The organism is Cohnella endophytica (genome assembly GCF_003628305.1).
GTDB classification, from domain to species: domain Bacteria; phylum Bacillota; class Bacilli; order Paenibacillales; family Paenibacillaceae; genus Cohnella; species Cohnella endophytica.
This window is the reverse complement of the sequence record NZ_RBZM01000002.1, coordinates 148,019-172,086: the sequence shown is the minus strand read 5'-3', so window position 1 is coordinate 172,086 and position 24,068 is coordinate 148,019. Positions and strand designations below refer to the sequence as shown.

Sequence of the window (24,068 nt, the reverse complement as noted above, 5' to 3'; positions counted from 1 at the left end):
GGACGAAGGAGGGACCCGGGCAATGATTCATTGCGAAGGACTGGTGAAAATATTCAAAACCGACGAGATCGAGGTCGTTGCCTTGCAGGGTCTGAACATGACGATCGAACAGGGCGAAATGATGGCCATCATCGGTAACAGCGGCAGCGGCAAATCGACCTTGCTCAACATTCTGGGCGGACTGGACAAACCTTCGGCGGGCCAAGCCTCCGTGGGAAAGTGGGACTTGCTCAAAATGACCAAGGAGCAACTGATCGAATACAAGCGAAGCACGGTCGGATTCATCTGGCAGAACAACGGACGGAATTTAGTCCCTTATTTGACCGCGCTGCAGAACGTAGAGTTGCCGATGCTGATCCAAGGCAAAGCCGACCGCGCGTACGCGAAGCAATTGCTGAGCGCGGTCGGACTCGAACATCGGATGAAAAGCCGGCTCGCGCAGCTGAGTGGAGGCGAGCAGCAAAGAGTGGCGATCGCGATCGCGCTCTCCAACCGGCCGCAGCTCGTACTTGCCGACGAGCCGACGGGCTCGGTGGACAGCGCTACGGGAGAGCAGATTCTCGGTATTTTCCGCAGGCTTAACCGGGAAATGGGAGTAACGATCGTCATCGTCACGCACGATCTCTCGGTGGCCGGCAAAGTCGACCGCGTCGTGGCGATCCGGGACGGATTGACGAGCACGGAATGGGTAAGACGGGAGTCGGACGATGAGGAACGCGTTCATGCGGATAAGGCTTCTTTAGCCGGTACGGACGGGACCGTTATCGTTGCTTCGTCCGATTCCGCGTTCGGCGCTCGCCATGAGGAATATGTCGTCGTCGACCGCGTCGGCCGGTTGCAAATTCCTAAGGCGTATCTAGACGCGATGAACGTACAGGGCAAAGCCGTTCTCGAGTTCGATGGAAAACGCGTCTCGATCGGTCCTCCGGAGGTTGCTTCGGCAACGATGACGTCTGCGAAATCCGATTGTTCGTCCGAGGACGGAGGTGAACGGACGAATGGAGCAAGCGGGGAATCTGGATGAGCTGTATGCTACGCATTCGGTCACGCTCGGCCGATTCATGTTCAAGCTGACGCGCAACCGGGAGGAAGCGAAGGATTTAGTTCACGACGTTTTCTTGAAGCTCTGCCAACAGGAACGCATGCCCGAACATCCGAAGGGATGGCTGAACCTGACCGGCTACCGGTTGTTCGTCGATCAATGGCGCCGCAATCGCCGAATTTCTTGGACGCCGCTGGACTCGCAAGCCGCGTCGGTCATGTCGGATCCCGAGCAAGCTGTCATAGATCGGGAGTTCGATCGGCTCGTCCGGCGACTTCTATTACGGTTCAAGCCGCGCATGCGGGCGGCGATCTATATGCGGATCTATAAGCAGATCAGCTACGGAGATATCGCGCGGCAGCTCGATTGCTCCGAAAACACCGTCAAATCCTACATCCGGCGTGGAAAATCGCAATTATCCAAATGGATGTGAGAAATAAAAAAAGGGGTTTTCCCTCGGTCATTTTCAGAATGACTTCCGGGAAAACCCTTTTCATTTGTCCGTTATTGCTCGATATCCGCCCACATCTCGTCTTCTACGTCGAGGGTAATCTGCGAGGGGTAGACGCGGAGCTCGAATTCGGCCAATACGTAACGCATGATCGCTTCCTTGATATTCGCTTCGATGATGAAGCGGCTCCGTCCTTGCACCCAGACCTCGGCGCTGAACCCTTGCGCTTCATCATACAAGAGATCGACTTCGACGGATTCGACCGGCACTTCGTGGCGCTCGGCCAAATTCATGCAAACGGCGTTGACGATTTGATCCATGCTGAGTCTCATCGTCCGTTACCAGCGACGCGGGCCGTCTTGTTCGCGAGGACGCGGCTGGCGTCTGCGTCTGAAGGCGTTAACGACGGCCATGGCGACGGCGACCAATACGACTAAGGCAAGCGCGTTAACGATAAAGCCCATCATGCTGGCGAGGAAGCCAGATCCGAACATTCCGCCGAACATCAAACCGGCCAAACCGCCGATCATCATGCCTTTCATGAAGCTGCCGCCGCTGAAAAATCCGGGTTTCTTCGCGGTCGTTCCGCTGGTCGAGGAAGTGGATGATTTATTGGTGGTGGAACTTTTACTCACGCTATCTTGAGATTTTGGCGGCGTTTTGGAGAACGATTTCTTCCCCGAGCTGAACGAACGGGGTCTTGCGTCGGCGCTGTCGACCGGAACCGTAACGGCGATCGTGAACGCGAACAGGCTTAACACTAGCAATGCTTTTTTCCACATGATGTATGACGCTCCTTCTGAAACTTGATGGTCTATGGATGGTTATACGAAAAAGCGGCATGCGGGTTTCAAATTTAATAGGGTTAATTATTAAGAGATTCATTTTGTGAGTATTCCGGCGGCGTAATTGCTTTGGAGGGATGTCCGACAGCTCATTTTGAGGTATGCTTAAGAATAGATTTGCGCGTCGAAGGTGCGTGCACGCGAGGAGTGTATTCATTGAACGTATTTCCTTATCCGGAACGATTCATCGATTATCTGGCGGAGTATTACGGTTCCCGCGACTATTTCGAGTGCCATGAAATCATGGAAGAATATTGGAAGGAAAACCCCGATTCCCCGTATATCGGTTGCTGGCTCGTGCTGATTCGAATCCCGGTATGCCTGTACCATGCGAGGAGAGGCAATTGGACGGGGGCCGCGAAATTGATGGGCAAAGCGGCGGTAGAAGCAGAGGCGGAAGCGATGGCGGGGAATTTCGACGAACTGGGTTTGGATGGAAAAAAACTCGCGATCGCGCTAAGCAGAGCGGCCGAGGAATGGCGGAAACCCGAAGCGACGTATGCAGACATCGAATTGCCGCTCGTCGATCCGGTATTGCGCTCTGCCGCCGAAGAGCGTTGCCGCGAGCTCGGTTACTCATGGGGCATTGCGGGGCTTGAAGCCGGGGATAACGTCATTCACCGCCACCTGACGAGGGATCGCAGCGAAGTCGTGATCGCCCGGGCAGAGGCGGCCAAGCGCAAAGCGCTTAGCCGCGAGCTTCCAGGTGGAGATAACCGTCCGTGACCATCTCGAGTTCGCCGGTTTCGGGATGAATAATGAGTCCGTGAACGGGCGTTTCGGGAGGCAGCAAGGGGTGGTTGCGCACGATGTCGACGCTGTTCTCGACGCTTTCCTTCACGTTGTCGAAGCCGGTTAACCAACGGTTCAGGTTCATGCCCGAATGGCGGAGCGTGTGAATAACATGCTCTTGGATGCCGCGCTCTTTCATATGGGACACGACCTTATTCGGATCGATCCCCGTCATTCCGCACTCGTGATGCCCGATGATAAACACTTCGTTCGCCGCTAGCTCGTAAAGCGCGACGAGAACGCTCCGCATAATATTCCCGAACGGCGCGGTGATGATCGCCCCGGCGTTCTTGATAATCTTGGCGTCTCCGTTTTTCAGGTTCATCGCCTTGGGAAGCAACTCGGTAAGCCTCGCATCCATGCAAGTGACGATAACCAATCTTTTCTCGGGGAATTTCGTCGTTAAATATTCCTCGTAGCTTTTGTTTTTCACGAATTCGCGATTATAAGCCAGAATTTCATCCATTCTATGCATGAAGAAAGTCACCCCTATTTATTTAATGGAATTAATTATCCGTCGATCTTCGATTCTTAATCGGTTGCTATAAATCTGTCCGTCGCTCGCCAACTTGAAAGCGCGGTGCTCCGGCTGGTAGGTAACGCGCATGCTCTCGTCGAAGAAAACCTCATGGCGTTTCTCGTACCAGACCTCGAACGCGTTGCTCTCGGCTTGCAATTCGCCCTCCTGCGGAGCTTGAATCGCCCATAGCGCCGCGACTCCGTTCATTGCGCATCCGCAACCCTCGGAGTCCGAAACGAGCTTCCATACGGTAGCGTCGCTTCCGTATCTTAGACGAATTTCCCGTATCGCGTCGTCGCTCCAATGAATGATCATGACCGAAATTCCTCCTTCATATAACTGCAACCGAACGTCTTCGGACCGTCTAGGTTAAAACGATAAGTAAGTTGATTATAAATATTGCGGAAGTTATGATCAAGGAGACAATATCCAACAAGGAAAGGTCGTGCCTTCATGAGTAACCAAAATGAATCCGCCAAAGCACCCCTCGAGCGATTCCGGGAAATTATCGGTCGAATTAAACAATACGAAGAAATTCTCGGTCTCGTCTATTGGGATATGAGAACGGGGGCGCCCCGCAAAGGAATCGAGCTTCGTTCCGAAGCCGTCGGAGCGCTGTCCTCGGAAACGTTCAAGCTTTCGACTTCGCCGGAACTGGGAGATCTAATCGCGCAATTAAATGAACCTGCCAGTCTGGCCGAACTTGGCGAGATCGATCGCCGGCTCGTCGAGGAGACTGCCAAAGAATACGAGCGCAATCGGAAAATTCCGCCCGAACTGCACCGCGAGTACGTCGTATTGACGTCGCAAGCCGAATCCGCCTGGGAAACGGCGAAGGAGAACGACGATTTCGCCGGCTTCGTGCCGTACCTCGAGAAGATCATCGACTTCAACCGCAAATTCATCGAGCTGTGGGGCGTAAAGACGACTCCATACGACACGCTGTTGGATATGTATGAGCCGGGACTCACGACCGTCGAGCTCGATCGTTTGTTCGGCGAACTGAGAGCCCGTCTCGTGCCGTTGGCGGAACGCATCGCCAAGTCCGAGCATCAACCGGATACTTCGTTCTTGGAAGGCACGTTCGACAAGGAAGCGCAGAAAGCTTTCAGCAAGCTCATCCTTAAGGAAATGGGTTACGACTTCGAAGCGGGACGACTGGACGAGAGCGTTCATCCGTTCGCGACGGGATTAAGCCCTGGAGACGTGCGAATTACGACCCGTTATTTGCCGAATGATCTGACTAGCGCGTTGTTCGGCACGATCCATGAAGGCGGCCATGCGCTATACGAACAGAACATCATGCCAGAGCTGGCGGAGACGACGTTGTGCACCGGCACGTCGATGGGTATTCACGAATCGCAATCCCGCCTATGGGAAAATATGATCGGACGTAGTCTTGGCTTCTGGCAACGTTATTTGCCGGATTTGAAGAAGTTATTCCCCGGTCAGTTGGATCACGTTTCCGCGGAGCAGTTCTACCGCGCGATCAACGTCGTTCAGCCTTCCCTGATCCGGATCGAAGCCGACGAGTTGACGTATAACCTACATATTATGATTCGCTACGAGATCGAGAAAATGCTGTTCAACGAAAATTTAAACCCGCGCGATCTTCCGGTAGTCTGGAACCGGAAATATGCGGAGGCGCTGGGCGTTACGCCGCCTAACGACGCGCAAGGCGTGCTGCAGGACGTTCATTGGTCCGGCGGGGCGTTCGGGTATTTCCCATCCTATTCGTTGGGCAATATGTACGGCGCTCAGATGATCGACGTCGCCAAGCGCAAGCTGCCCGATTTGGATCGCCAAGTCGCGGAAGGCCGGTTGCAACCGTTGAAGGAATGGCTGACGGAGCAAGTGTATCGGCATGGAAAGCTGCTGCAGCCCTCGCAGATCATCGAACGAATTAGCGGCAAACCGCTGCAATCGTCCTACTTGTGCGACTATCTGGAAGAAAAATACAAAGACATCTATCGTTTGGATTAGCTCATGCCGGGGGCGAAGAAGAGGAAACTCTTGTTCGGCCCTTGTTGCGATGGGAACGGAAAGAAGGCCGGGAGGAGCTCGGAATGGGGATTCGCGTAATCAAAACAGCGGTGGCGACGTTAGTCGCCATCTATGCCGCATACTTACTAGGCGTCGATAATCCGCTTTCCGCGGGCATACTCGCGATCATGGGCGTGGACACGACGCGCTGGCGGGGCCTTAAAACCGTATTCGCGCGCTTTATGGCATCCGTGCTCGGATTGTTGCTGGCTTCGCTATTGTTCGGATTCGTTGGCTTCTATATTTGGGTGCTTGCCGTGTATATTTTGTTAGCTTATCCGCTTCTGGCCCGGACGGGGTTGAAAGACGGCATTATCACGGGATCGGTTATCGTATTCCACCTGTTCGCGCGGAACGAAGTAACGGCGCATGCGCTTCTGACGGAGTTGGAGCTGCTGACGATCGGACTCGGCTCGGCGACGTTGTTCAACATGGCGTACATGCCGAAGGAAAGCAGGACTCTCGCCGCGCTGCGGGTCCGGACGGAGGAAGGTTTTTCCGCGATTTTTGGACATCTGGCCGAGCATCTGAGGAAGCCCGATTCCATCTGGGGCGGAGAAGAGATGCTCGAGACGTTATCGACGATCGAACAAGGAATCGAAGTGTCGCAACGCGCGCGCGAGAATCGGCTTATTCCTCAGGACGAACCGTGGATGCTCTATTTTCAAATGCGCCGCCAGCAGATGGAGTCGATCGAACTCATGATGGAGTCCGTCGCGTTCGTGTCCAGCCATGTCTCCCAGGCGGAACTGATCGCGGTTTTGTTCGACAGGTTGAAGGAGGACGTCAAGTCGGATTTCTACGAAGGCGAGACGGAGAGAATGCTAGGCGAGCTGGAAGCCGAGTTCAAGGGAATGCCGCTCCCGTTTACGAGAGACGAGTTCGAAACCCGCTCCGCCCTCTTCCATCTTACCCGAGAGCTTAGAAGATATTTGGGAATCGCGAGCCGAGAGAAAAAACGGAAGTCAACTTCTGCCCAAGCGATCATACAATGAAACGTAAAGTCTATCCCGACAACCGCCCAAGACGGTGCCGGGTAACGGTTGCGGGTTGCGTCGATACATTTTTGTCACTCTAGACGAATGTCCTGCATAGACTTTAAGTGACTTGATCGTATGGAGGAGGTCTACCGAAATGGCTATTGCGGATAAACGGCTGCAGCGCAGGGAAATCATCACGAAGGCGGTTTGCGGCAAAGGCCGTAAGTTCTCGACGATTACCCACACCGTAACGCCGCCGCACCACCCGACCAGCATTCTGGGCGCGTGGATCATCAATCATCAATATGAAGCGGTGAAATCGGGGGACGGGATCGAAGTAATCGGGTCTTACGATATTAACATCTGGTATTCGTACAACAAAAACTCGCAAACCGATGTGGCGAAAGAGACGATCTCTTACGTTGAGCTTGTTTCTCTATCGTATGTAGATCCGAAACATCGCTCATCCACGGAAGAGGTCACTGCGGATGCGACGCAAGAGCCTAATTGCGTGGAAGCGACGATCGGTTCCAAAGGTACCTCCGTGATCATCCGCGTCGAACGGGAATTCGCCGTGGAGATGGTAGCGGAAACGAAAGTGTGCGTCGTTGTGGATCCTAGCGGAACAGACGACGAGGGGAAAGACGTCGGCTTCGGCCTTGGCGACGACGGAGATTTCGAAGATCTCGATTCCGATTTACTGGAAGACGATTTGTAATCGGTTCGGTCATCGGCCGGTACTTAAGTCTATGCAGAGACGGAACAATAGTCGAGGGCGAATGCCCTGTCGGAACAACGGGATAAGCCTGTTTGCAGCAGCGGCGAACATTGGGAAGGGTCATTCGGCTTCGGCGTTCGCGCGCCGCCTGCGGGACGGCCCTTCCCGTGTTGTCGGGAGGGGGTTTTCGTTTGGGCGGCCATGGCGGTTCCTTTCGTCTATACATCCCGGAATCGGAAAAAAAAGGCAACGTTCGGCGCGACGAAATGGAGCGATGGGGCATCCCTCTGCTTAGCGACCTGTCGGAGGCAGGGCCGAACGATTGCCTCGCGTCGATGGATGGATTCGGCACGAACGGAAAAGGGACAGCCTTAAAGGCACTGCAATCCTTAGGAAAGGCAACCCCTTGGTACATGAACGTATCGTCCCGCGCCGTCATGAGCTTAAGCGCGGAGGAAATCGAGCGGCGCCTTCGCAGGGAAGGGCTTCCGGCTAGAATCGGCGACGAAGGTCGCGAAGGAACGCGAATTCAAGTTACGGTCTGGGGACTCGAAGCCGTCGGAATGAAGCGGGTTAGAAGCGCGGGAACGTCTAAAACTATGAAAATTAATGAGGTTAAATATAGAAGATTCAGTACTTTCGCCAGCGAGCAAGATATAATTCCTCAGGAGCATCCCATCTGGAAGCCGGCGGAGAGATTGTCCGTTCGGGCGATCTATGCGCTTGGTCTCGATTTCGGCCAAGCGACAATACGGCTGAGCGACTCGGGTACAATATGCGTGACGGGGATTTCGTCCGTTTGGCCGCGGATTAGCGACGAAGTCCAAGCAACCCGGCTCCGCGATCTATTACAACTCCACGCCGACAGATGGGAGAAGGAGTCAGGGAGCGAAGTTCATGCGACGCTGGGAGCGGACCCCGAATTCGTACTTCTGTCGCCGTCGGGCCGCATCGTCTCGGCTTCCAAGTTTTTCGCGCCGGAAGATGACGCCGGCTGCGACTCGGTACGTCTTCGAGGGGAGAAAATATGGCCGCTTGTGGAACTGAGGCCAAGACCGACGCCGGATCCGATGAGCTTAACCGCGGACGTTCGCAGATTGTTGCGCGTCGCCGCGGAGAGAACGGCGGGCACGTTGTTCTCCTGGCACGCGGGGGCGATGCCCGTGCGAGGCTTACCGCTTGGCGGCCATATTCATCTGAGTGGCGTCGAGTTGACGGGGGAACGACTCCGCGCTCTGGATAACGCGGTCGGCTTGCCGCTCCGATTGCTGGAGCCTCCGGCCGCGGGCAAGAGGAGGCCTCGCTACGGCACGCTCGGGGACGTAAGGCGACAGCCGCATGGCGGCTTCGAGTATCGGACTCCGCCGAGCTGGCTCGTTTCCCCGCGGCTGACGCTGGGCGCGTTCGCGTTGGCCAAAGCGGCCGCGGAGCATTCGCGCGAATTGGCCGCGAGCCGTCCGTTGGACGACGACGGCGTTCGGGATGCCTTCTACGAAGGGGACCGAACCGTATTGCTGCCGGCCGTCGAAGCCGTCTATCGCGCGATTCAAGACACGGAGATTTACGCCGCGCACCGCGCGGCTATCGATTTCGTGTTCGACGCGATAGCGAGGGGACGGAGTTGGAACGAAAATGCGGATATTAGACTGAAATGGCATATTCCGATAAGGTGAAGGAAAGCTAATCAATACCGATTCATAGATACAGCATCGCGGGGGCAGAGAGAATGAGCAGTTGGAATGAAACGAAGCCGCTAGAGCAATCGCAAGCGGATATCAAGCGCAGGAAAAACGAACATATCGAGATTTGCATGAACGAAGACGTGGAAGGTTGGGGAGGAGGAACGGGATTCGACGAATACGGTTTCCGGCATCAAGCGTTGCCCGAGCTTGATTTCGGCGCGATAGATACCGCATGCGAATTTCTAGGACGGAATCTAAAGGCTCCGCTGATGGTCAGTTCTATGACAGGCGGTACGGACGAAGCCGCGCGCATTAACGTTCGACTCGCGGAGGCGGCGGAGTCGCGGGGCTGGGGAATGGGACTGGGTTCTTTGCGGGCGGCGATCGAATGCCCGGAAACGGCCCATACGTTCCGCGTTCGGAGCGTTGCGCCCAGCATCCCTCTCATCGCGAACTTGGGGGCGGTGCAATTCAATTACGGATACGGTGTCGACGAATGCCGGCGAGCCGTAGACTTAACGGAAGCGGATGCGCTCGTGTTGCATCTGAACGGTTTGCAAGAGTTGTTCCAAACCGGCGGCGACTGGAATTTCTCCGGATTGCTGAACCGGATCGAGTTGTTGTGCAGACATGCGGAATTTCCGATCGGCGTGAAAGAAGTAGGCTTCGGGATCGATGGCGATACGGCGCGCTCGCTAGTCGATGCCGGAATATCGTTCATAGACGTGGCGGGAGCGGGCGGCACTTCCTGGATCGAAGTGGAGAAACATCGCACTTCTGATCCGATTCGCCAAGCGGCGGCGAAAGCTTTCGAGGATTGGGGAACGCCGACCGCGCAATGCGTTACGGAAGTCAGACATGCTCTGCCGAACATCGCTCTCCTAGCAAGCGGAGGGCTGGTTAACGGAGTCGAAGCAGCGAAGGCGATCGCGCTCGGCGCGAATATGGCTTCGTACGGCAGAGCGCTGCTCGCCCCCGCGATCGAGTCCGCCGAAGGGCTCGCCGAGTTGTTCGGGCGAATCGAGTTCGAGCTCCGAGTCGCGATGTTCGGCATCGGGGCTGCGAATTTATCGCAATTGCGAGGGACAAGCCGCTTGGCGTCTCGAAGAATGACTTAGACTAAGCGGCAGCAGGGGGTACATTCGTCGTCCGAGCCAATTGAATTTCGCTATGCTATAATGAGGTATTAAGCTAGAGAACTATTTACCGCATACCTTACCGGGAGGAAGACGATGGCCGGATATACCCCAATGATGGAGCAATACTTGTCCGTAAAGGCGACGGCGCCGGACGCGCTGTTATTTTTTCGCCTTGGCGATTTCTATGAAATGTTTTTCGAGGACGCGATCACCGCGTCGCGAGAACTGGAGATTACTTTAACCGGTCGCGGCGCGGGCGTCGAGGAACGAATTCCGATGTGCGGGGTACCTCACCATGCAGCGGAAGGCTACATTGCCAGACTGATCGATAAAGGCTATAAAGTCGCGGTATGCGAACAAATGGAAGACCCGGCAGCAACGAAAGGAATGGTCAGACGCGAGATCGTACGCATCGTGACGCCGGGAACGGTAATGGACGCGAAAATGGTCGGCGACGGCTCGAACAACTTCATCGTCGGCGCGGCGCTGCTGAACGGACGTTTCGGACTCGCGGCTTGCGATCTAACTACGGGCGAGCTGTACGTGACTTCCTTCGTCGCCTCTCCGGAAGCGATCAATAACGCGCTTAACGTGTACAGGCCGTCCGAGGCCGTCGGAGACGAAGCGGCCGTTAACGCCATACATACGGAAGTCCGCCAAGCCGCCCGCTCTATTACCGCGACGGTTCGGGACGCCGCCGACATCACCAAATTGTCCGAACAATTCCCGGACGAGCCATGGAACTCCCACGAGCCGGCCAGGCAGCGCGCGGTAGCGCGCTTGTTGGCTTATCTGGAAGAGACGCAGAAGCGATCGCTGGCGCATCTTCGCGCGGTGAAAGCTTATGATTCGGAATCATACATGTCTCTGGACGCGTTTACGAGACGAAACCTAGAACTGACGGAAACCGTCCGCGATCGTTCCCGCAAAGGTTCGCTTCTCTCCTTACTCGACCGAACCCGTACCGCGATGGGCGCGCGTTTGCTCAAGCGCTGGATCGATCAGCCGCTGCTGAACCGAACGGAAGCCGAACGCAGGTTGGACGCGGTGGAGGCTTTGCACGGGGATTGGATCAAACGCAAGGAAATGCGCGACGAGCTTGGCGAAGTATACGACCTCGAGCGGCTTGCGGGCCGAATCGCTTACGGAACGGCTAACGCGCGCGATTTGAACGCGCTCAAGAACTCGCTAAGGCGCATCCCGTCCGTCCAATCTCTCTGCGATAGCTTCGGCAGCGCGCCTCTATCCGAGCTTTCCTCTCGCATGGACGCTTGCGAGGATATCGCCGACGACATCGAGCGGGCGATATCCGACGAGCCTCCCGTTACTTTGCGGGAGGGCGGAATTATCCGCCCGGGCTATGACCCGAAGCTGGACGAACTGCGCGAGGCAAGCCAGAACGGCAAGCAATGGATTGCCGAATTGGAACGCCGGGAACGGGAAGCGACGGGCATCAAATCTTTGAAAATCGGCTTCAACAAAGTATTCGGATACTATTTGGAAGTGACGCGCTCCAATCTCGCAAGCTTGCCGGAAGGCCGATACGAGCGAAAGCAGACGCTGGCGAACGCGGAACGTTTCGTCACGCCGGAGCTGAAGGAGAAGGAAGCGCTCATCCTGGAAGCGGAAGATCGGATGTTCGATATCGAATATGAACGCTTTATCGCTTTGCGGGACGGGATCGCCGCCCAGATGGCTCGGCTGCAGCGACTCGCGGAAAGTGTGGCGGCGCTCGACGTGCTCCAAGCTTTCGCGGAAGCGAGCGCGGAGCGCAGGTACGTGCGTCCGTCATGGACGGACGGCGACGGCTTCGACCTTACGATCGAAGAAGGACGTCATCCGGTCGTCGAGTCGGTGAACGAGAACGGAGTGTTCATCGCCAACGATTCGTCGTTAACGTCGGACGGAGGCTCGATCCTGCTCATTACGGGGCCGAATATGGCAGGGAAAAGCACGTATATGCGCCAAGTCGCGGTCATTTGCCTCATGGCGCAGATCGGTTGTTTCGTGCCCGCTAGGCGAGCTACGTTGCCGTTCGTCGATCGCATCTTCACTCGGATCGGCGCGGCGGACGATCTGGTCGGCGGACAAAGCACGTTCATGGTCGAGATGAAGGACATTCAAGTCATGACGGAACAGGCGACCAAGAAAAGCTTGATCATCATCGACGAGCTCGGCCGGGGAACCTCTACGGACGAGGGAATGGCGATCGCGCAATCGGTCATCGAATACGTTCACGACCATATCGGTTGCAAAGCGCTCGTATCGACCCATTTCCACGAGCTGGCACATTTGGAGAATTCATTAACGGGTTTAAAGAACGGCTGCATGGCCGTCAGGGAAAGCGCCGACGGCGTTACGTTCCTGCGCAAGCTCGTACCGGGAGCCGCGGATTCCAGCTATGGCATCTATTGCGCGCAATTGGCCGGCTTGCCGGAAACGATCGTTTCCCGCGCATACTCGTTATTAAACGAACACGGAGCATTCGGAGCAAACGGTTCTATGGGTGTTCCTATGGTCAAAGAAGCGGCAGCAACAGCCTATAATACGGAGCAAGCTCCCGCAGCCGCGCCGGCCAAAGGTATCGTTCAACTGAGTTTGTTCGCGGAGGCGGCGCCGGTCGCTAAGCCGGCGAAGCCGTCCGCAAGCGATAAGCTGTTGGATAAGCTGAGGAAACTCGATGTGATGAGAATGACTCCGATGCAGGCGCTGGAATGGCTGAACGACGCTCGGAACCAACTGACCGAAAGCGGGGATCCTTCTTGATGAACTATTTTCGTAAATTTCGTCTAACGCTTGCCTTATTGCTTTCCGTAGCCCTATTCGCGATCGGCTCGCCGATCGCGCTCGGAGCAAGCGCCGAGCAAGTTCAGGAAGTACGCGACCTGCTTGAGCAATATCATCTAAGCAAGCCGGATGATACCGTTCTGAGCGGCACCGAAATGGACAAAATGGTCGAATCGCTTCATGATCCGTACACGCAATATTTCGACGACGAGCAATGGAGTTCTTTTAACTCGGCGCTCGAGCAGACTTTCGTCGGCATCGGTATCGTGATCAGCGAAGAGAAGGGCATCGTCTACGTGCAGGAGGTAATCGCCGGCAGCCCTGCCGAAGCTTCCGGGTTGCAGGCGGGAGACGCGTTGGCGGCCGCGGACGGCAAGTCCCTGAAAGGCTTGAGCTCCGCGGACGTCCAGAAGGAACTGCGCGGCGTGGAAGGTACGTCCGTCAAGCTGACGGTAAACCGAGGAGGTAAAACGCTCAGCTTCATTATTACCCGACGCGCCGTGCAACTCCCTGCCGTAGCCGCTCGTATGCTGGATAACAACATCGGTTACTTGTCGCTGTCCGGATTTTCTTCCAATTCCGGCAACGAAGTGAAGACCGAGCTCGAGAAGTTGGAGAAGAACGGGTTGAGCGCGCTCGTGTTCGACCTTCGCAACAACGGCGGGGGTTACGTGAACGCCGCTCAATTCATTGCCGGCCTATTCATAGAAAAAGGCATACTCGCCCATATGAAGGATCGCGACGGTATCGATCATCCTCTCGAAGTGAACGGCTCCAAGAAAACGTATCCGGTCATCATGCTCGTGAACGAGAATTCCGCAAGCGCCTCCGAGCTTCTGTCCGGAGCGCTTCAAGATTACGGAGTCGCTAAGCTTGTCGGCACGAAAACGTATGGCAAAGGCGTCGTGCAATCCATCTTGTCCGTAAAAAGCGGAGGCGTGCTTAAAGTCACCGTACAAGAGTATTACACGCCGGCCGGGCGGAAGGTGGATAAAGTAGGCCTTACTCCGAATGTCGTCGTTAACGGTGCCGCGGAACAATTCATTAACGCGTATCGTCTCGCGGGCGGACAGAAAGTAACGGTAACGACGGCTAGCGGCTTGATAACGGTAAATGGCGTCCGTATGGCCGAGCCGGGCATCACGCTTCAGGATAAGTCCGTCTGGTACGTCAATATTAAGCTGGCGGCATCCATTCTCGGAGCGAAGCTAACCTACGATACCAAGAACCATGAGTACACTTTGTCGAAGGGAACTCAGTTGCAGACGATCAAGACGAACGATTCGCACCTGAGGATCAAGGACGGCCAATCGAATATCGATGTGCGCCTGCTTATGAAGAAGTTCGCCGGTTTCTCGTTCTCCTCTAACGGAGAAACGTTGAAAATGGTCGCAAGCAAATAATATAGCTAGAACAGATATAGGTAAATGAACGGAAACGTTCGGAAAGGAGAGTGTCGGAATGGGGATCATTCATGCGTTAGACGAACATTTAGCGAACCAGATCGCGGCGGGCGAAGTCGTCGAACGGCCGGCATCCGTGTTGAAGGAGCTGATCGAGAACGCCGTCGACGCGGGCTCTACCCGAATCGACGTTTCCGCCGAGGAAGGCGGCTTGAATCTGCTTCGCGTCGCGGACGACGGAAGCGGCATTCAGCCGGATGACGTGCTGCTCGCCTTCCAACGTCATGCGACGAGCAAGATTTCCACGGGCAAGGATTTGTTCCAGATTTCAACGCTCGGTTTCCGCGGCGAAGCGTTACCCAGTATCGCCGCCGTCGCCAAAGTAAAATGCGTTAGCGCCACGGACGACAGCGGCTTGGGCCGACTGCTCGAGATCGAAGGCGGTTCCCTCTTGGCCAATCGCGAGACCAACGCGCCGAAGGGGACGGAAATGGTCGTGAAGGATTTGTTCTACAACACGCCAGCCCGCCTCAAATATATGAAAACGATCCAAACGGAGCTCGGTCACCTGTCGGACGTCGTCTATCGGCAAGCGCTCGCGAGGCCCGATATCGCCTTTACGTTCTCGCATAACGGCAATATGCTGCTTCGTACGCCGGGCAACGGCGACTTGCGCCAGGTCGTTGCCGCGATCTACGGCACTTCGTCCGCCAAGGCGATGATCGAGGTGAAGGAGGAAAATCCCGACTACTCGGTTCGCGGCTTAACCGCGCTCCCCGTCGAGACGCGCGCTAACCGCAACGCGGTCACCCTGCTCGTGAACGGGCGGTACGTGCGCAGCCAAGCGATCGTGCAACCGCTCATGCAGGCTTATCATACGTTGCTGCCGCTCCATCGCTATCCTCTCGCGGTGCTCGATCTGAGAATGCATCCGACGCTCGTGGACGTCAACGTTCATCCGGCAAAGCTAGAAGTCCGGTTCAGCAAGGAGAACGAGCTTCGCGCGTTCGTAGAGAACGCGGTCAAGCAAGCGCTTGGAGCAGAGGCATACATTCCGTCCGGGACGTCCGTTCGTACTCCGAAGGCGAATACTTGGGTGCAAGAGCAAATCCGTCTTCAAGTTCCTCCGGCATCGGAGCGAACGGAATCGGCTGATGTACGAGCCGACAATGCGATTGATCAACTTGCCGCGGCATCGCAAACTGCCGGAGCCGCCGAAGATCAATCCGGCGCCGTCGATGCCATCGATTCCGCGAATCCTTTTATCGCGGAGAGCCAACCGTCTTACGGTAAATCCGCGGCTTCTGACAGTGCTCCCGCTCGCGGTTGGGCGAATGCTCCTGCGACGTCAACTTATTCGCAGCAGAAGTACCCGTCCGTGCCGGCATCCAATCGGGGATCGGCAGCGCGAATGGAAAGGCAGGAGACGGTACGCATTCCCGAAGAGTTATGGAGAAGCGCCTTCGCCGCTCCGGAATCGAAGCCTCAATCGCCCGCTTTTCCCGAGCTCAATTGGATCGGGCAGCTACACGGCACCTATATCGTCGCCCAGAACGAAAGCGGTTTGTATCTCATCGACCAGCATGCCGCCCACGAACGGATCCATTACGAATATTATTACGATAAATTCGGTAGGCCGGAGGAAGCGAGTCAGGAGTTGCTGCTCCCGGTAACGTTGGAATTCGCGCCGGACGAGTGCGCCGTGCTTCGCGGACGTTTGGCCGCCTTTCAAGCCGCGGGCGTCTATATGGAAGATTTCGGAGGCAACACGTTCATTATCCGCGCGGTGCCGCATTGGTTCCCGGGCGGAGACGAAGCGGCGATCGTCAGGGAGATGGCCGAGTGGATCATTCAGGAAAAAAGCGTCGATCTGCGAGTCCTGCGGGAGAAGGCTTCGATCATGTGCTCCTGCAAGGCGTCGATTAAAGCGAACCAAGCGCTTACGCGCGAGTCCGGCGATAAGCTGCTGCAACGTTTAGGCGCTTGCCGTCAGCCGTATACGTGTCCGCACGGTCGGCCGATCGTGGTCAGCTTCACCACGTACGAACTGGAAAAAATGTTCAAGCGGGTGACGTCTTGATCGTAACGACAACCGAACGTCCGCAGGAATCGACGGTGGAGAAGGCCGTTCAATTAGCCGCCGAGCTGCAGTCGGTTTATGTGCCTCGCGGCAACAAGACCATACGGGCATTACGCGTCCTGCGGAATATCGACGAAGTCTTGATCGTCGGCCCTGCCGATATTCGATTGGTGCAGGAAGGCCAACACCTCTTTTATTATCATCCGAGTATGGCTCTGGTAAGGCTGAAAAGGCTCAGGGACGGCGGCAACGACACATTGCTGACGGTGACCGGCGCTTCTCCCGGAAATACCATACTCGATTGTACGGCCGGATTATGTTCGGATTCGCTCGTCTTCAGCTATGCGGTCGGGCGGGAGGGCAAGGTGATCGCGTTGGAAGCTTCCCGCGTCGTTCACGCGATCGTGCGGGAAGGTTTGCTGACCTATGAAACCGGTCTGGCGGATATCGACGCCGCTATGCGCGCCATTCAGACGGCAAGTGGCCGATATCAAGAACGATTGCCGGAGTTGGAAGACAAAAGCGCGGACATCGTCTATTTCGACCCGATGTTCGAGAAGCCGGTGACGACGTCGAGCTCGCTAATCCCGCTGCGTTCGCAGGCTTTCCGGGAGCCGCTCGACGAGCTGTCCGTCCGCCACGCGATCCGCGTCGCCCGCAAGAAAGTCGTGCTTAAAGATCATCGCGATAGCGGACAATTCGAACGGTTGGGCTTCAGCCCGGCCCGGATGTCCGGATCCGCGGTCGCTTACGGAGTGATCAACATTGAATGACGATACGATAGACAATCGGCCGCCGCTGCTTGTTCTTGTCGGACCGACGGCGGTCGGCAAGACGGCGCTTAGCCTGCGGCTGGCCAAAGCGCTTAACGCGGAAATCATCAGCGGGGATTCCATGCAAGTCTATCGGCGCATGGATATCGGAACGGCGAAGCTGATGCCCGATGAGAGAGAGGGAATTCCCCATCATCTCATCGACATCCGCGAGCCTGAACATCCTTTTTCCGTCTCCGAGTTTCAAAGCTTGTGCGCGGAGAAGATCGCGGAAATCCATAGCCGCGGCAAGCTGCCATTTATCGTGGGAGGCACGGGATTATACGTCGAATCCGTCTGTTACGGCTTCCGCTTCCAGGATACGGGATCGGACGAGGCTTTCCGCGCGGAGATGCGTTTATTTGCTCGCGAACAAGGGGCGCAGGCGTTGCATGATCGACTCGGAGCCGTCGACCCCGTAACGTCGGGTAAGCTTCATCCGAACGACGAAGGTCGGATTATTCGCGCCTTGGAAGTGTATCATCTGACAGGCAAGCCGCTATCCGAGTCGCAGGACCAATCCCGCGGCGACGACAAGCAATCTCCTTACCGGTTATGCATTATCGGACTCGCGATGGATCGGGCGGATTTATACGCGCGAATCGACCGAAGAGTCGACGAGATGATGGAAGCCGGGCTGGTAGACGAGGTGAACAAACTCCTCGGAGAAGGCGTCCCGCGCGAGGCCGTTTCGATGCGGGGATTGGGATATAAGGAGATCGTTGCCTACTTGGCGGGGGAAACCGACTACGCTACCGCGGTAGACATTCTGAAGCGCGACACGCGGCATTTCGCGAAGCGCCAGTTAAGCTGGTTCAGGCACATGAAGGCGTTGGAATGGGTAGATGTTCGGGACGACGGAAAAAACAGCGATCTTTTCAAGCGAATATGTGCTATAATAGCAGGAAAGTTTCAGATTGATATTGAATATATTTGTTCATAAATATTTGTGGCGATGGGGGTTTACGGCCAATGAACAAGTCCATTAACATCCAGGATACGTTTCTCAATCAACTTCGCAAAGACAGCATTCCGGTCACTGTTTATTTGACCAACGGGTTTCAAATCCGCGGCATCGTCCGCGCTTTTGATAACTTCACCATCGTAATCGACAGCGAGGGGCGCCAGCAAATGGTATACAAACATGCGATCAGCACGTTTATGCCGCAGCGTAACGTCTCCCTCATGCAGCAAGACAGCGGATCTGACAACTGATCCGGCATCCTAAGATGCCGGGTTTGTGAAACTTTTCCCCAGCCATAAGCGTCTAACACAATAGGCCGGCACTTGAGCAACCCGTCAGCGGGTTGTTCTTTCTTTATGGCGAAGACGGTCTCGGGAGGACTTGATCGGTTAGCGTTTTTACTCGGGTGAAGTTGAATATGTTGGGTAAGTTATAGACTAGAGAGATTTATCGATAGAAGGGGAGAGCAGGATGAACCAACCTGAAGAGCGTAACCAAACCGGAAATGCCGGTAGAAGCAGGACGGGCGTGGGCAAAGGAAAACGTAACGGAGGCGGCAAATCGAAAGGACCTCGCAAAGGCAGGGGCAGGCGCGCGTTGATCTGGATTTTCTTCGTCGTCTTGTTCGCGGTCGTCTGCGCCGTCGTCGGCTACTTGTTGATTATTCTGAACGGCCAACGCATCTTGAGCGCGAATATCAATAAATTGAATTTGGATGAGGCGTCGATCATCTACGACAGGGACGGGAAGGAAGTCTCTAAGCTATACACGCCGGAAGGAAATCGGGAATTCGTGTCGATCACCAAAATTCCGAAAATCGTGCAGAATGCTTTCGTGGCAACCGAGGACAAACGGTTTTACGAGCATAGCGGCATCGATCTGCTAGGCATCGGGCGGGCGCTCGTGAAGGACGTTATCGCGAGAAGCGCCGTCGAGGGTGCAAGTACGATCACGCAGCAATTGGCCAAAAACCTGTTCCTGAACGCGGACAAAACCGCCTTCCGTAAAGGTACCGAAGCGTCCATCGCGCTTGCGTTGGAGCAGCAGAAGAGCAAGGAAGAGATTCTCGAGCTGTATTTGAACCGGATTTACTTCGGCAAAGGGCAATACGGATTAATGACGGCCGCGAAATTTTATTTCGGAGTGTCCGATCTCGATAAACTGGAATTATGGCAGGTGGCGACGCTTGCAGGTATACCGAAAGCGCCCGGAACTTATAATCCGGTCAGCAATCCGGAGAAATCGAAGGAACGTCGCGGGGTCGTGCTCAAGCTGATGCTCGACCAAGGTCTCATTACCGAAGCGGAGCGCGCGGAAGCGGCGGACGTGGATTATGAGCCGAAGGGAACGGCGGCGAGCAAAGACGCGAAATATTTGACTTATCTCGATTTCGTGCTCGACGAGGCTCAAGAGAGAACCGGACTGAGCGAGGAGGAGCTGCGCAGCGCCGGCTATAAGATCACGACCACGATCAATACGAAAGCCCAACTCGCGATGGAGAAGGAATTCGCGAACGCCGATCGCTTCGAGAAAGGACCGGACGAACGGATCGTTCAAGGCGCGATGGTAATTATGGACCAACACGACGGATCGCTCATCGCCATGGTCGGCGGACGCAATTACGAGAAAACGGGAACGAACCGCGTCGTCGAGAAGCGGCAACCTGGTTCGTCGTTCAAGCCGATCATGGATTACGGTCCCGCGATCGAAACCGGAGATTTCTTCCCTTGGTCGATCGTGCAGGACGTGAAGCAATGCTTCGGAAACGGCACCTATTGTCCGAGCAACTCGAACGGCAACTACCTTGGGGCGATTCCGATGCGGCAAGCGATCAAGGAATCGCGCAACGTGTCGGCCGTATGGCTGCTCAACGAGATCGGCATCAGCAAAGGTCTGGCTTTCGCTAACAATCTCGGGATCAAGCTCGAGAAAGAAGATCGAAACTTGGCGACGGCGCTCGGCGGCTTGACGAAGGGCGTAACGCCGCTCGAGATGGTCAGGGCTTACGGAGCGTTCGCCAACGGAGGCAAGCTGGAAGACCCGCATAGCATTATGATGATTAAGAACAGCAAGGATCAGGTCATTTATCAATACGACGAGTCCTCCGCCAAACAAGTCATGGACGAGAAAACCGCCTATTACGTTAGGGACTTGCTGCAAGGCGTCGTCCAAAAAGGCGGAACCGGCGTTAGCGCCGCGATTAGCGGACGCACGGTCGCGGGCAAGACAGGTACGACCCAAGCGGGCATTCCGAATTATAGAACGAGCAAAAACCGCGACAACTGGTTCGTCGGTTTTACGCCGGAATGGACGGCCGCCGTCTGGATGGGGTACGACAAGACGGATAAGGAGCATTTGCTCTCGAAATCGAGTTCGCAAGCTGCGAAGATGTTCTCCGCGGTCATGTCCAAGGCTCTCGAAGGAATCAAGAAACAAAGCTTCCCGATTCCGTCCGGCTTAGAGGAAGCCCAGAAACTTCCCGGCGTGAGCGGATTTATGGCAGCCTACTCGCCGGAATCCGTGTCCGTCGAGCTCACGTGGAGCCCGGTTACGGGAGAAGGCATAACGTACAAAATATATCGCAAAGGAGACGGGGAAGCGGAGGCGCGATTGATGGCTGAAACCGCGGAACCGGCTTACGACGACTTCGCGATTTTGCCGGATCGGAAGTTCACTTATTACGTAACGGCTTATCAAGCTTCCAAGAAGCTGGAGAGCAATCCTTCGGAGCAGCTTACCGTTACGATTACGACGGGAATGGAGTCGTCGCCGCCCCCCGACGAAGGCAACGGAGGAATTACGCCGCCGGACGATGGAGGGGTGGAGACGCCGCCTATCGAAATCGTCGTTCCCGGAGCGTCTCCAACTCCATCTCCCACGCCAACACCGACGCCGACGCCTCCAGCGGGCGATTTGCCCGGCATGGCGCCCGGCGAGTCGACGAGTCCATCGCCTTGAGGCATCGCAGTACGATCGTAAGCCATATATAAAAGAGGCGTTGCAGGAAGAATATCCCTGCAACGCCTCTTTTCGTTTGGTCATCTTTCAGCTCAAGTTAAGATTTATTTAATAGACCATTCACAGTTCATTCATTTCTGAAGGTTACGCTACAAGAGTAAGATCAATCCAAGCTAGGGAGGATATCCATGATCAAGAAAAAATGGCTTATGACAGGCGGCGCGATCGGCATTAGCAGCGTCGTCATGCTTTCAACCGGGCTTACGGCGTTAGCGGGCACTTCGGGTTACGAAGACTATAAAACGGCATTAAAAACAACGAAAGCGCTGAACAGCGTTAGCGTCCAAGCCGTGGCGACACTACGGGATAACGGCATCGTCCTTACGGAAGCGCAAGGCAATCTGAAGGCGAATTTGAAAACGGAAACGAAAAGCGGAAGCTTCAAAGTCAGTAACAAGGGCGTCGAACAATCCGTCGAGCTTTACTCGTTAACCGACGGACAAGCGTGGAAAAAGGGCGACGCCGATACTTATTTCGTTAAGAAAGACCCGTTGGACAAGGAAAGCGATAACTCCGAAGAAAGTAAGGACAGCTCGTGGCTCGATCAACAAGCGGAGACGGTCATCGATGCGTTGGTAGGTAATTTGAAAGATTACGTGACCGTCGATACCCGATCGGACGGTTCTAAGAGCATTTCTTTGTCGCTGGATAGCGTCCAAATCCCTGCCGTTGTTCAAGCGCTAGCGCCGCTCGCCTTCAAAAAACTGTCCGATACAAACGGCCATGAAGGAAAAGACCAAAAAGAAAAGCAAAATCCGGAGAAGATAGCAGATCCGGAGGATATGTTCGGAAAGAGCCTATTCGATCCCGCAAACCTTGTCCTTACGCAGGAAATTCATATTCGTTCGATTAGCTTGAATGCCGACGTGAACGCCGCCGGCGATATCGAACGTCAGCAAGCCAGCGTCGTTTTCACCGGAAAAGATGCTTCCGGAGCCGCGCATGAATTAAACCTGAACTTGGATCTCCATCTATCGGGTTTCGACCAAACGACGCCGGATACGATCGATTTAACGGGTAAAAAAGTACAAACGATTCAAGACCGGCATGAAGGAAGGCATCGCGATTAATTTATAGTTTTTAGGATGACAGCGATCGTCGCGGCAGACGCGGCTATTTAGCCCATCTGCCCTTAGCGGTTGAGGAGGGGGAATCGATGTGGAACCGATCGTCGCGATTGCGGACTTATCGAAAGCTTATCGAAACAACAGGGGAGTACGAAACATTACGCTAGAGCTTCGCAGAGGAGACGTCTACGGTCTACTCGGGCCGAATGGAGCAGGCAAAACGACGCTATTAAAACTAATGACGGGACTCATCCGACCGGATAGCGGCTCGATTGCCCTATTTGGCCGCTCTATCGGCGAATCGTTCGAATCCGCCATGAATAAAGTGGGCTGCATGATCGAGTCGGCCGATTTTTACGAGTATACGAATGCCGTCGATTACTTGAAGCTGGTCGCTAGGTTCTATCCTAACCTTAGACGCGAAGCGATCATGCAGACGCTTGAGCAAGTCGGATTATCTCCTTACGCCCACGAGAAAATTAAATTTTTTTCTACCGGGATGAAGCAGAAGCTAGCGCTTGCAGCAGCCGTGCTCCCGGATCCCGAACTCGTCCTGCTGGACGAGCCGACGAACGGACTGGATATCGAAGGAATCGTCTTGTTCAGGGAAATGGTTAGAAGGTTATCCTCGGAGCGGGGGATTACTTTTCTGATTTCAAGTCATATGATTCATGAACTTGAGCAATTATGCAATCGGATCGGAATTGTCTTCGGAGGGGAACTCGTGCAAGAGGGGGAGGTAGCCGATTTGTTAAGGGACGGCAGTACCCTCGAGCAATTTTATATTCGTCAACTCGCGAGAAGCAAGGAGGCGATAAGCGATGGCCAGCTTACGAGCGGCAATCCGCAATGAGTTCTGTCTAATGTATTACCGGAAAACGACGCTTATCTTTATGGTCGTCTCCGTAGTCGTACCGATCTTGGCTACCTTTGCTTTTCGATCGCTTAAATCCGTATTGGGAATCATCTCCGTTAATTCCTCGTTCCCGATCGAAATGCTCGGCGTGTATACGGCGATTTGGATCCCGATTTTTCTGTTTCTGACGATTGCCGAATTGTTCCCGCACGAAGTTTCGACCCGAACCTTAAAGCTATCATTGCTCCGGCCGATTACGCGATTCCGCATCTATTTAGCCAAATTGTCGGCTCTCGCGGTTGCCATAGCCGCATTGCTCTTCCTTTTGCTTGCGGTGACTTTGATCTGTAACGCTCTTGCGGGATCGGTCGGTCAGTCGTTAGCGGATTGGTTTGGATTCGTAAAAGCATATTTTGCGGGTTTCTTATCCATGTTGGCGCTTGCCGCGTTTTTTTCTTGGGTGTCCCAGTTTTTCCGCAGTTCGAGCGGATTTCTAACTTTCTCGATCGTTATCTATGCAGCAGCGAAAATAGCCCCCTATTTCGTGAAAGGCTTCTCGGCATTTTCCCTTGCATCGTATACGGATTGGTACGTTTTATGGTTGAGCAACACGGTCGCTTCAGGCAGGTTGCTTACTTCTTCATTATTTGTATTATCGGGAATCGTGCTCTTCGTTTCGCTTGGGTATTTGTCATTCGAACGCAGAGAGGTCTAGAGTAGTTACGATTGTATTGGCAGACGAAACAAGCGATCAAAATCGAACGAGGCGTTGAAGGGAAAGACCTCCTGCAACGTCTCGTTTATTTTGCGTTTAGATGTCGCTCCGCGGCGCTTAACTGGTGCGTAAAGGCAGTTTGTGGTAACCTTTG

Annotated in this window: 22 protein-coding genes; 18 read left to right on the top strand and 4 right to left on the bottom strand. The window is 55.0% G+C overall.

Going from position 1 to position 24,068, the window contains the following annotated elements; genetic code table 11:
* Nucleotides 1-22 precede the first annotated feature (22 nt).
* A complete protein-coding gene (locus D7Z26_RS02940; RefSeq protein ID WP_120974577.1) occupies nt 23-1,024 on the top strand; it encodes an ABC transporter ATP-binding protein in 1,002 nt (333 codons plus the stop codon).
* Nucleotides 999-1,475 (top strand): RNA polymerase sigma factor, encoded by a 477-nt coding sequence (locus D7Z26_RS02935; RefSeq protein WP_120974576.1) that lies wholly within the window; start codon nt 999-1,001, stop codon nt 1,473-1,475. The genes D7Z26_RS02940 and D7Z26_RS02935 overlap by 26 nt, the downstream gene beginning before the upstream one ends.
* 71 nt (nt 1,476-1,546) lie before the next feature.
* Here the strand turns inward: D7Z26_RS02935 and D7Z26_RS02930 are convergent, their stop codons facing one another.
* On the bottom strand, nt 1,547-1,825 hold the full coding sequence (locus D7Z26_RS02930) for a DUF2653 family protein (protein ID WP_120974575.1): 279 nt from the start codon (nt 1,823-1,825) through the stop codon (nt 1,547-1,549).
* Nucleotides 1,826-1,831: 6 nt separating this feature from the next.
* Entirely contained in the window at nt 1,832-2,275 is a 444-nt protein-coding gene (locus tag D7Z26_RS02925) for a hypothetical protein (RefSeq protein WP_120974574.1), read from the bottom strand.
* 219 nt (nt 2,276-2,494) lie between these two features.
* On the opposite strand from D7Z26_RS02925, the gene D7Z26_RS02920 reads away from it, so the two are divergent.
* On the top strand, nt 2,495-3,064 hold the full coding sequence (locus D7Z26_RS02920) for a DUF309 domain-containing protein (RefSeq protein WP_120974573.1): 570 nt from the start codon (nt 2,495-2,497) through the stop codon (nt 3,062-3,064).
* Here the strand turns inward: D7Z26_RS02920 and D7Z26_RS02915 are convergent.
* Complete coding sequence (locus D7Z26_RS02915) at nt 3,027-3,605, bottom strand: beta-class carbonic anhydrase (protein ID WP_120974572.1); 579 nt, start codon at nt 3,603-3,605, stop codon at nt 3,027-3,029. The genes D7Z26_RS02920 and D7Z26_RS02915 overlap by 38 nt on opposite strands.
* A gap of 18 nt (nt 3,606-3,623) precedes the next feature.
* On the bottom strand, nt 3,624-3,965 hold the full coding sequence (locus tag D7Z26_RS02910) for an iron-sulfur cluster biosynthesis family protein (RefSeq protein WP_120974571.1): 342 nt from the start codon (nt 3,963-3,965) through the stop codon (nt 3,624-3,626).
* 138 nt (nt 3,966-4,103) lie between these two features.
* On the opposite strand from D7Z26_RS02910, the gene D7Z26_RS02905 reads away from it, so the two are divergent.
* The 15 genes from D7Z26_RS02905 (at nt 4,104) to D7Z26_RS02835 (ending at nt 23,914) form a co-directional block, all read left to right on the top strand.
* Complete coding sequence (locus D7Z26_RS02905) at nt 4,104-5,633, top strand: carboxypeptidase M32 (RefSeq protein WP_120974570.1); 1,530 nt, start codon at nt 4,104-4,106, stop codon at nt 5,631-5,633.
* 83 nt (nt 5,634-5,716) lie between these two features.
* Nucleotides 5,717-6,688: an aromatic acid exporter family protein gene (locus D7Z26_RS02900; protein ID WP_120974569.1), complete on the top strand. Its 972-nt coding sequence runs from the start codon at nt 5,717-5,719 to the stop codon at nt 6,686-6,688.
* Nucleotides 6,689-6,827: 139 nt separating this feature from the next.
* Complete coding sequence (locus D7Z26_RS02895; RefSeq protein WP_120974568.1) at nt 6,828-7,391, top strand: outer spore coat protein CotE; 564 nt, start codon at nt 6,828-6,830, stop codon at nt 7,389-7,391.
* Nucleotides 7,392-7,582: 191 nt separating this feature from the next.
* Complete coding sequence (locus tag D7Z26_RS02890; RefSeq protein WP_120974567.1) at nt 7,583-9,064, top strand: putative amidoligase domain-containing protein; 1,482 nt, start codon at nt 7,583-7,585, stop codon at nt 9,062-9,064.
* Nucleotides 9,065-9,117: 53 nt separating this feature from the next.
* The gene (gene fni / locus D7Z26_RS02885; protein WP_120974566.1) at nt 9,118-10,191 is read left to right on the top strand and encodes a type 2 isopentenyl-diphosphate Delta-isomerase; all 1,074 of its coding nucleotides are present in this window, start codon (nt 9,118-9,120) and stop codon (nt 10,189-10,191) included.
* A 114-nt stretch (nt 10,192-10,305) separates the two neighbouring features.
* A complete protein-coding gene (gene mutS, locus D7Z26_RS02880; RefSeq protein ID WP_120974565.1) occupies nt 10,306-12,978 on the top strand; it encodes a DNA mismatch repair protein MutS in 2,673 nt (890 codons plus the stop codon).
* On the top strand, nt 12,978-14,402 hold the full coding sequence (locus tag D7Z26_RS02875) for a S41 family peptidase (RefSeq protein ID WP_158602166.1): 1,425 nt from the start codon (nt 12,978-12,980) through the stop codon (nt 14,400-14,402). The genes mutS and D7Z26_RS02875 overlap by 1 nt, the downstream gene beginning before the upstream one ends.
* Before the next feature lie 58 nt (nt 14,403-14,460).
* Entirely contained in the window at nt 14,461-16,482 is a 2,022-nt protein-coding gene (gene mutL / locus D7Z26_RS02870) for a DNA mismatch repair endonuclease MutL (RefSeq protein ID WP_120974563.1), read from the top strand.
* Nucleotides 16,479-17,255: a class I SAM-dependent methyltransferase gene (locus tag D7Z26_RS02865; protein ID WP_120974562.1), complete on the top strand. Its 777-nt coding sequence runs from the start codon at nt 16,479-16,481 to the stop codon at nt 17,253-17,255. Before mutL ends, D7Z26_RS02865 begins: the two co-directional genes overlap by 4 nt.
* The gene (gene miaA / locus D7Z26_RS02860; protein ID WP_120974561.1) at nt 17,248-18,237 is read left to right on the top strand and encodes a tRNA (adenosine(37)-N6)-dimethylallyltransferase MiaA; all 990 of its coding nucleotides are present in this window, start codon (nt 17,248-17,250) and stop codon (nt 18,235-18,237) included. The genes D7Z26_RS02865 and miaA overlap by 8 nt, the downstream gene beginning before the upstream one ends.
* A gap of 29 nt (nt 18,238-18,266) precedes the next feature.
* Nucleotides 18,267-18,509, top strand: a complete 243-nt coding sequence (gene hfq, locus D7Z26_RS02855) for an RNA chaperone Hfq (RefSeq protein WP_120974560.1) — start codon at nt 18,267-18,269, stop codon at nt 18,507-18,509.
* A 220-nt stretch (nt 18,510-18,729) separates the two neighbouring features.
* Nucleotides 18,730-21,216 carry a PBP1A family penicillin-binding protein gene (locus D7Z26_RS02850; protein ID WP_120974559.1) on the top strand — a complete coding sequence of 829 codons (2,487 nt, stop codon included), beginning with the start codon at nt 18,730-18,732 and terminating at the stop codon, nt 21,214-21,216.
* Nucleotides 21,217-21,404: 188 nt separating this feature from the next.
* Nucleotides 21,405-22,346 carry a hypothetical protein gene (locus tag D7Z26_RS02845; protein ID WP_120974558.1) on the top strand — a complete coding sequence of 314 codons (942 nt, stop codon included), beginning with the start codon at nt 21,405-21,407 and terminating at the stop codon, nt 22,344-22,346.
* 88 nt (nt 22,347-22,434) lie between these two features.
* On the top strand, nt 22,435-23,196 hold the full coding sequence (locus D7Z26_RS02840) for an ABC transporter ATP-binding protein (protein WP_120974557.1): 762 nt from the start codon (nt 22,435-22,437) through the stop codon (nt 23,194-23,196).
* A complete protein-coding gene (locus tag D7Z26_RS02835) occupies nt 23,165-23,914 on the top strand; it encodes an ABC transporter permease (protein ID WP_120974556.1) in 750 nt (249 codons plus the stop codon). The genes D7Z26_RS02840 and D7Z26_RS02835 overlap by 32 nt, the downstream gene beginning before the upstream one ends.
* Nucleotides 23,915-24,068: the final 154 nt, after the last annotated feature.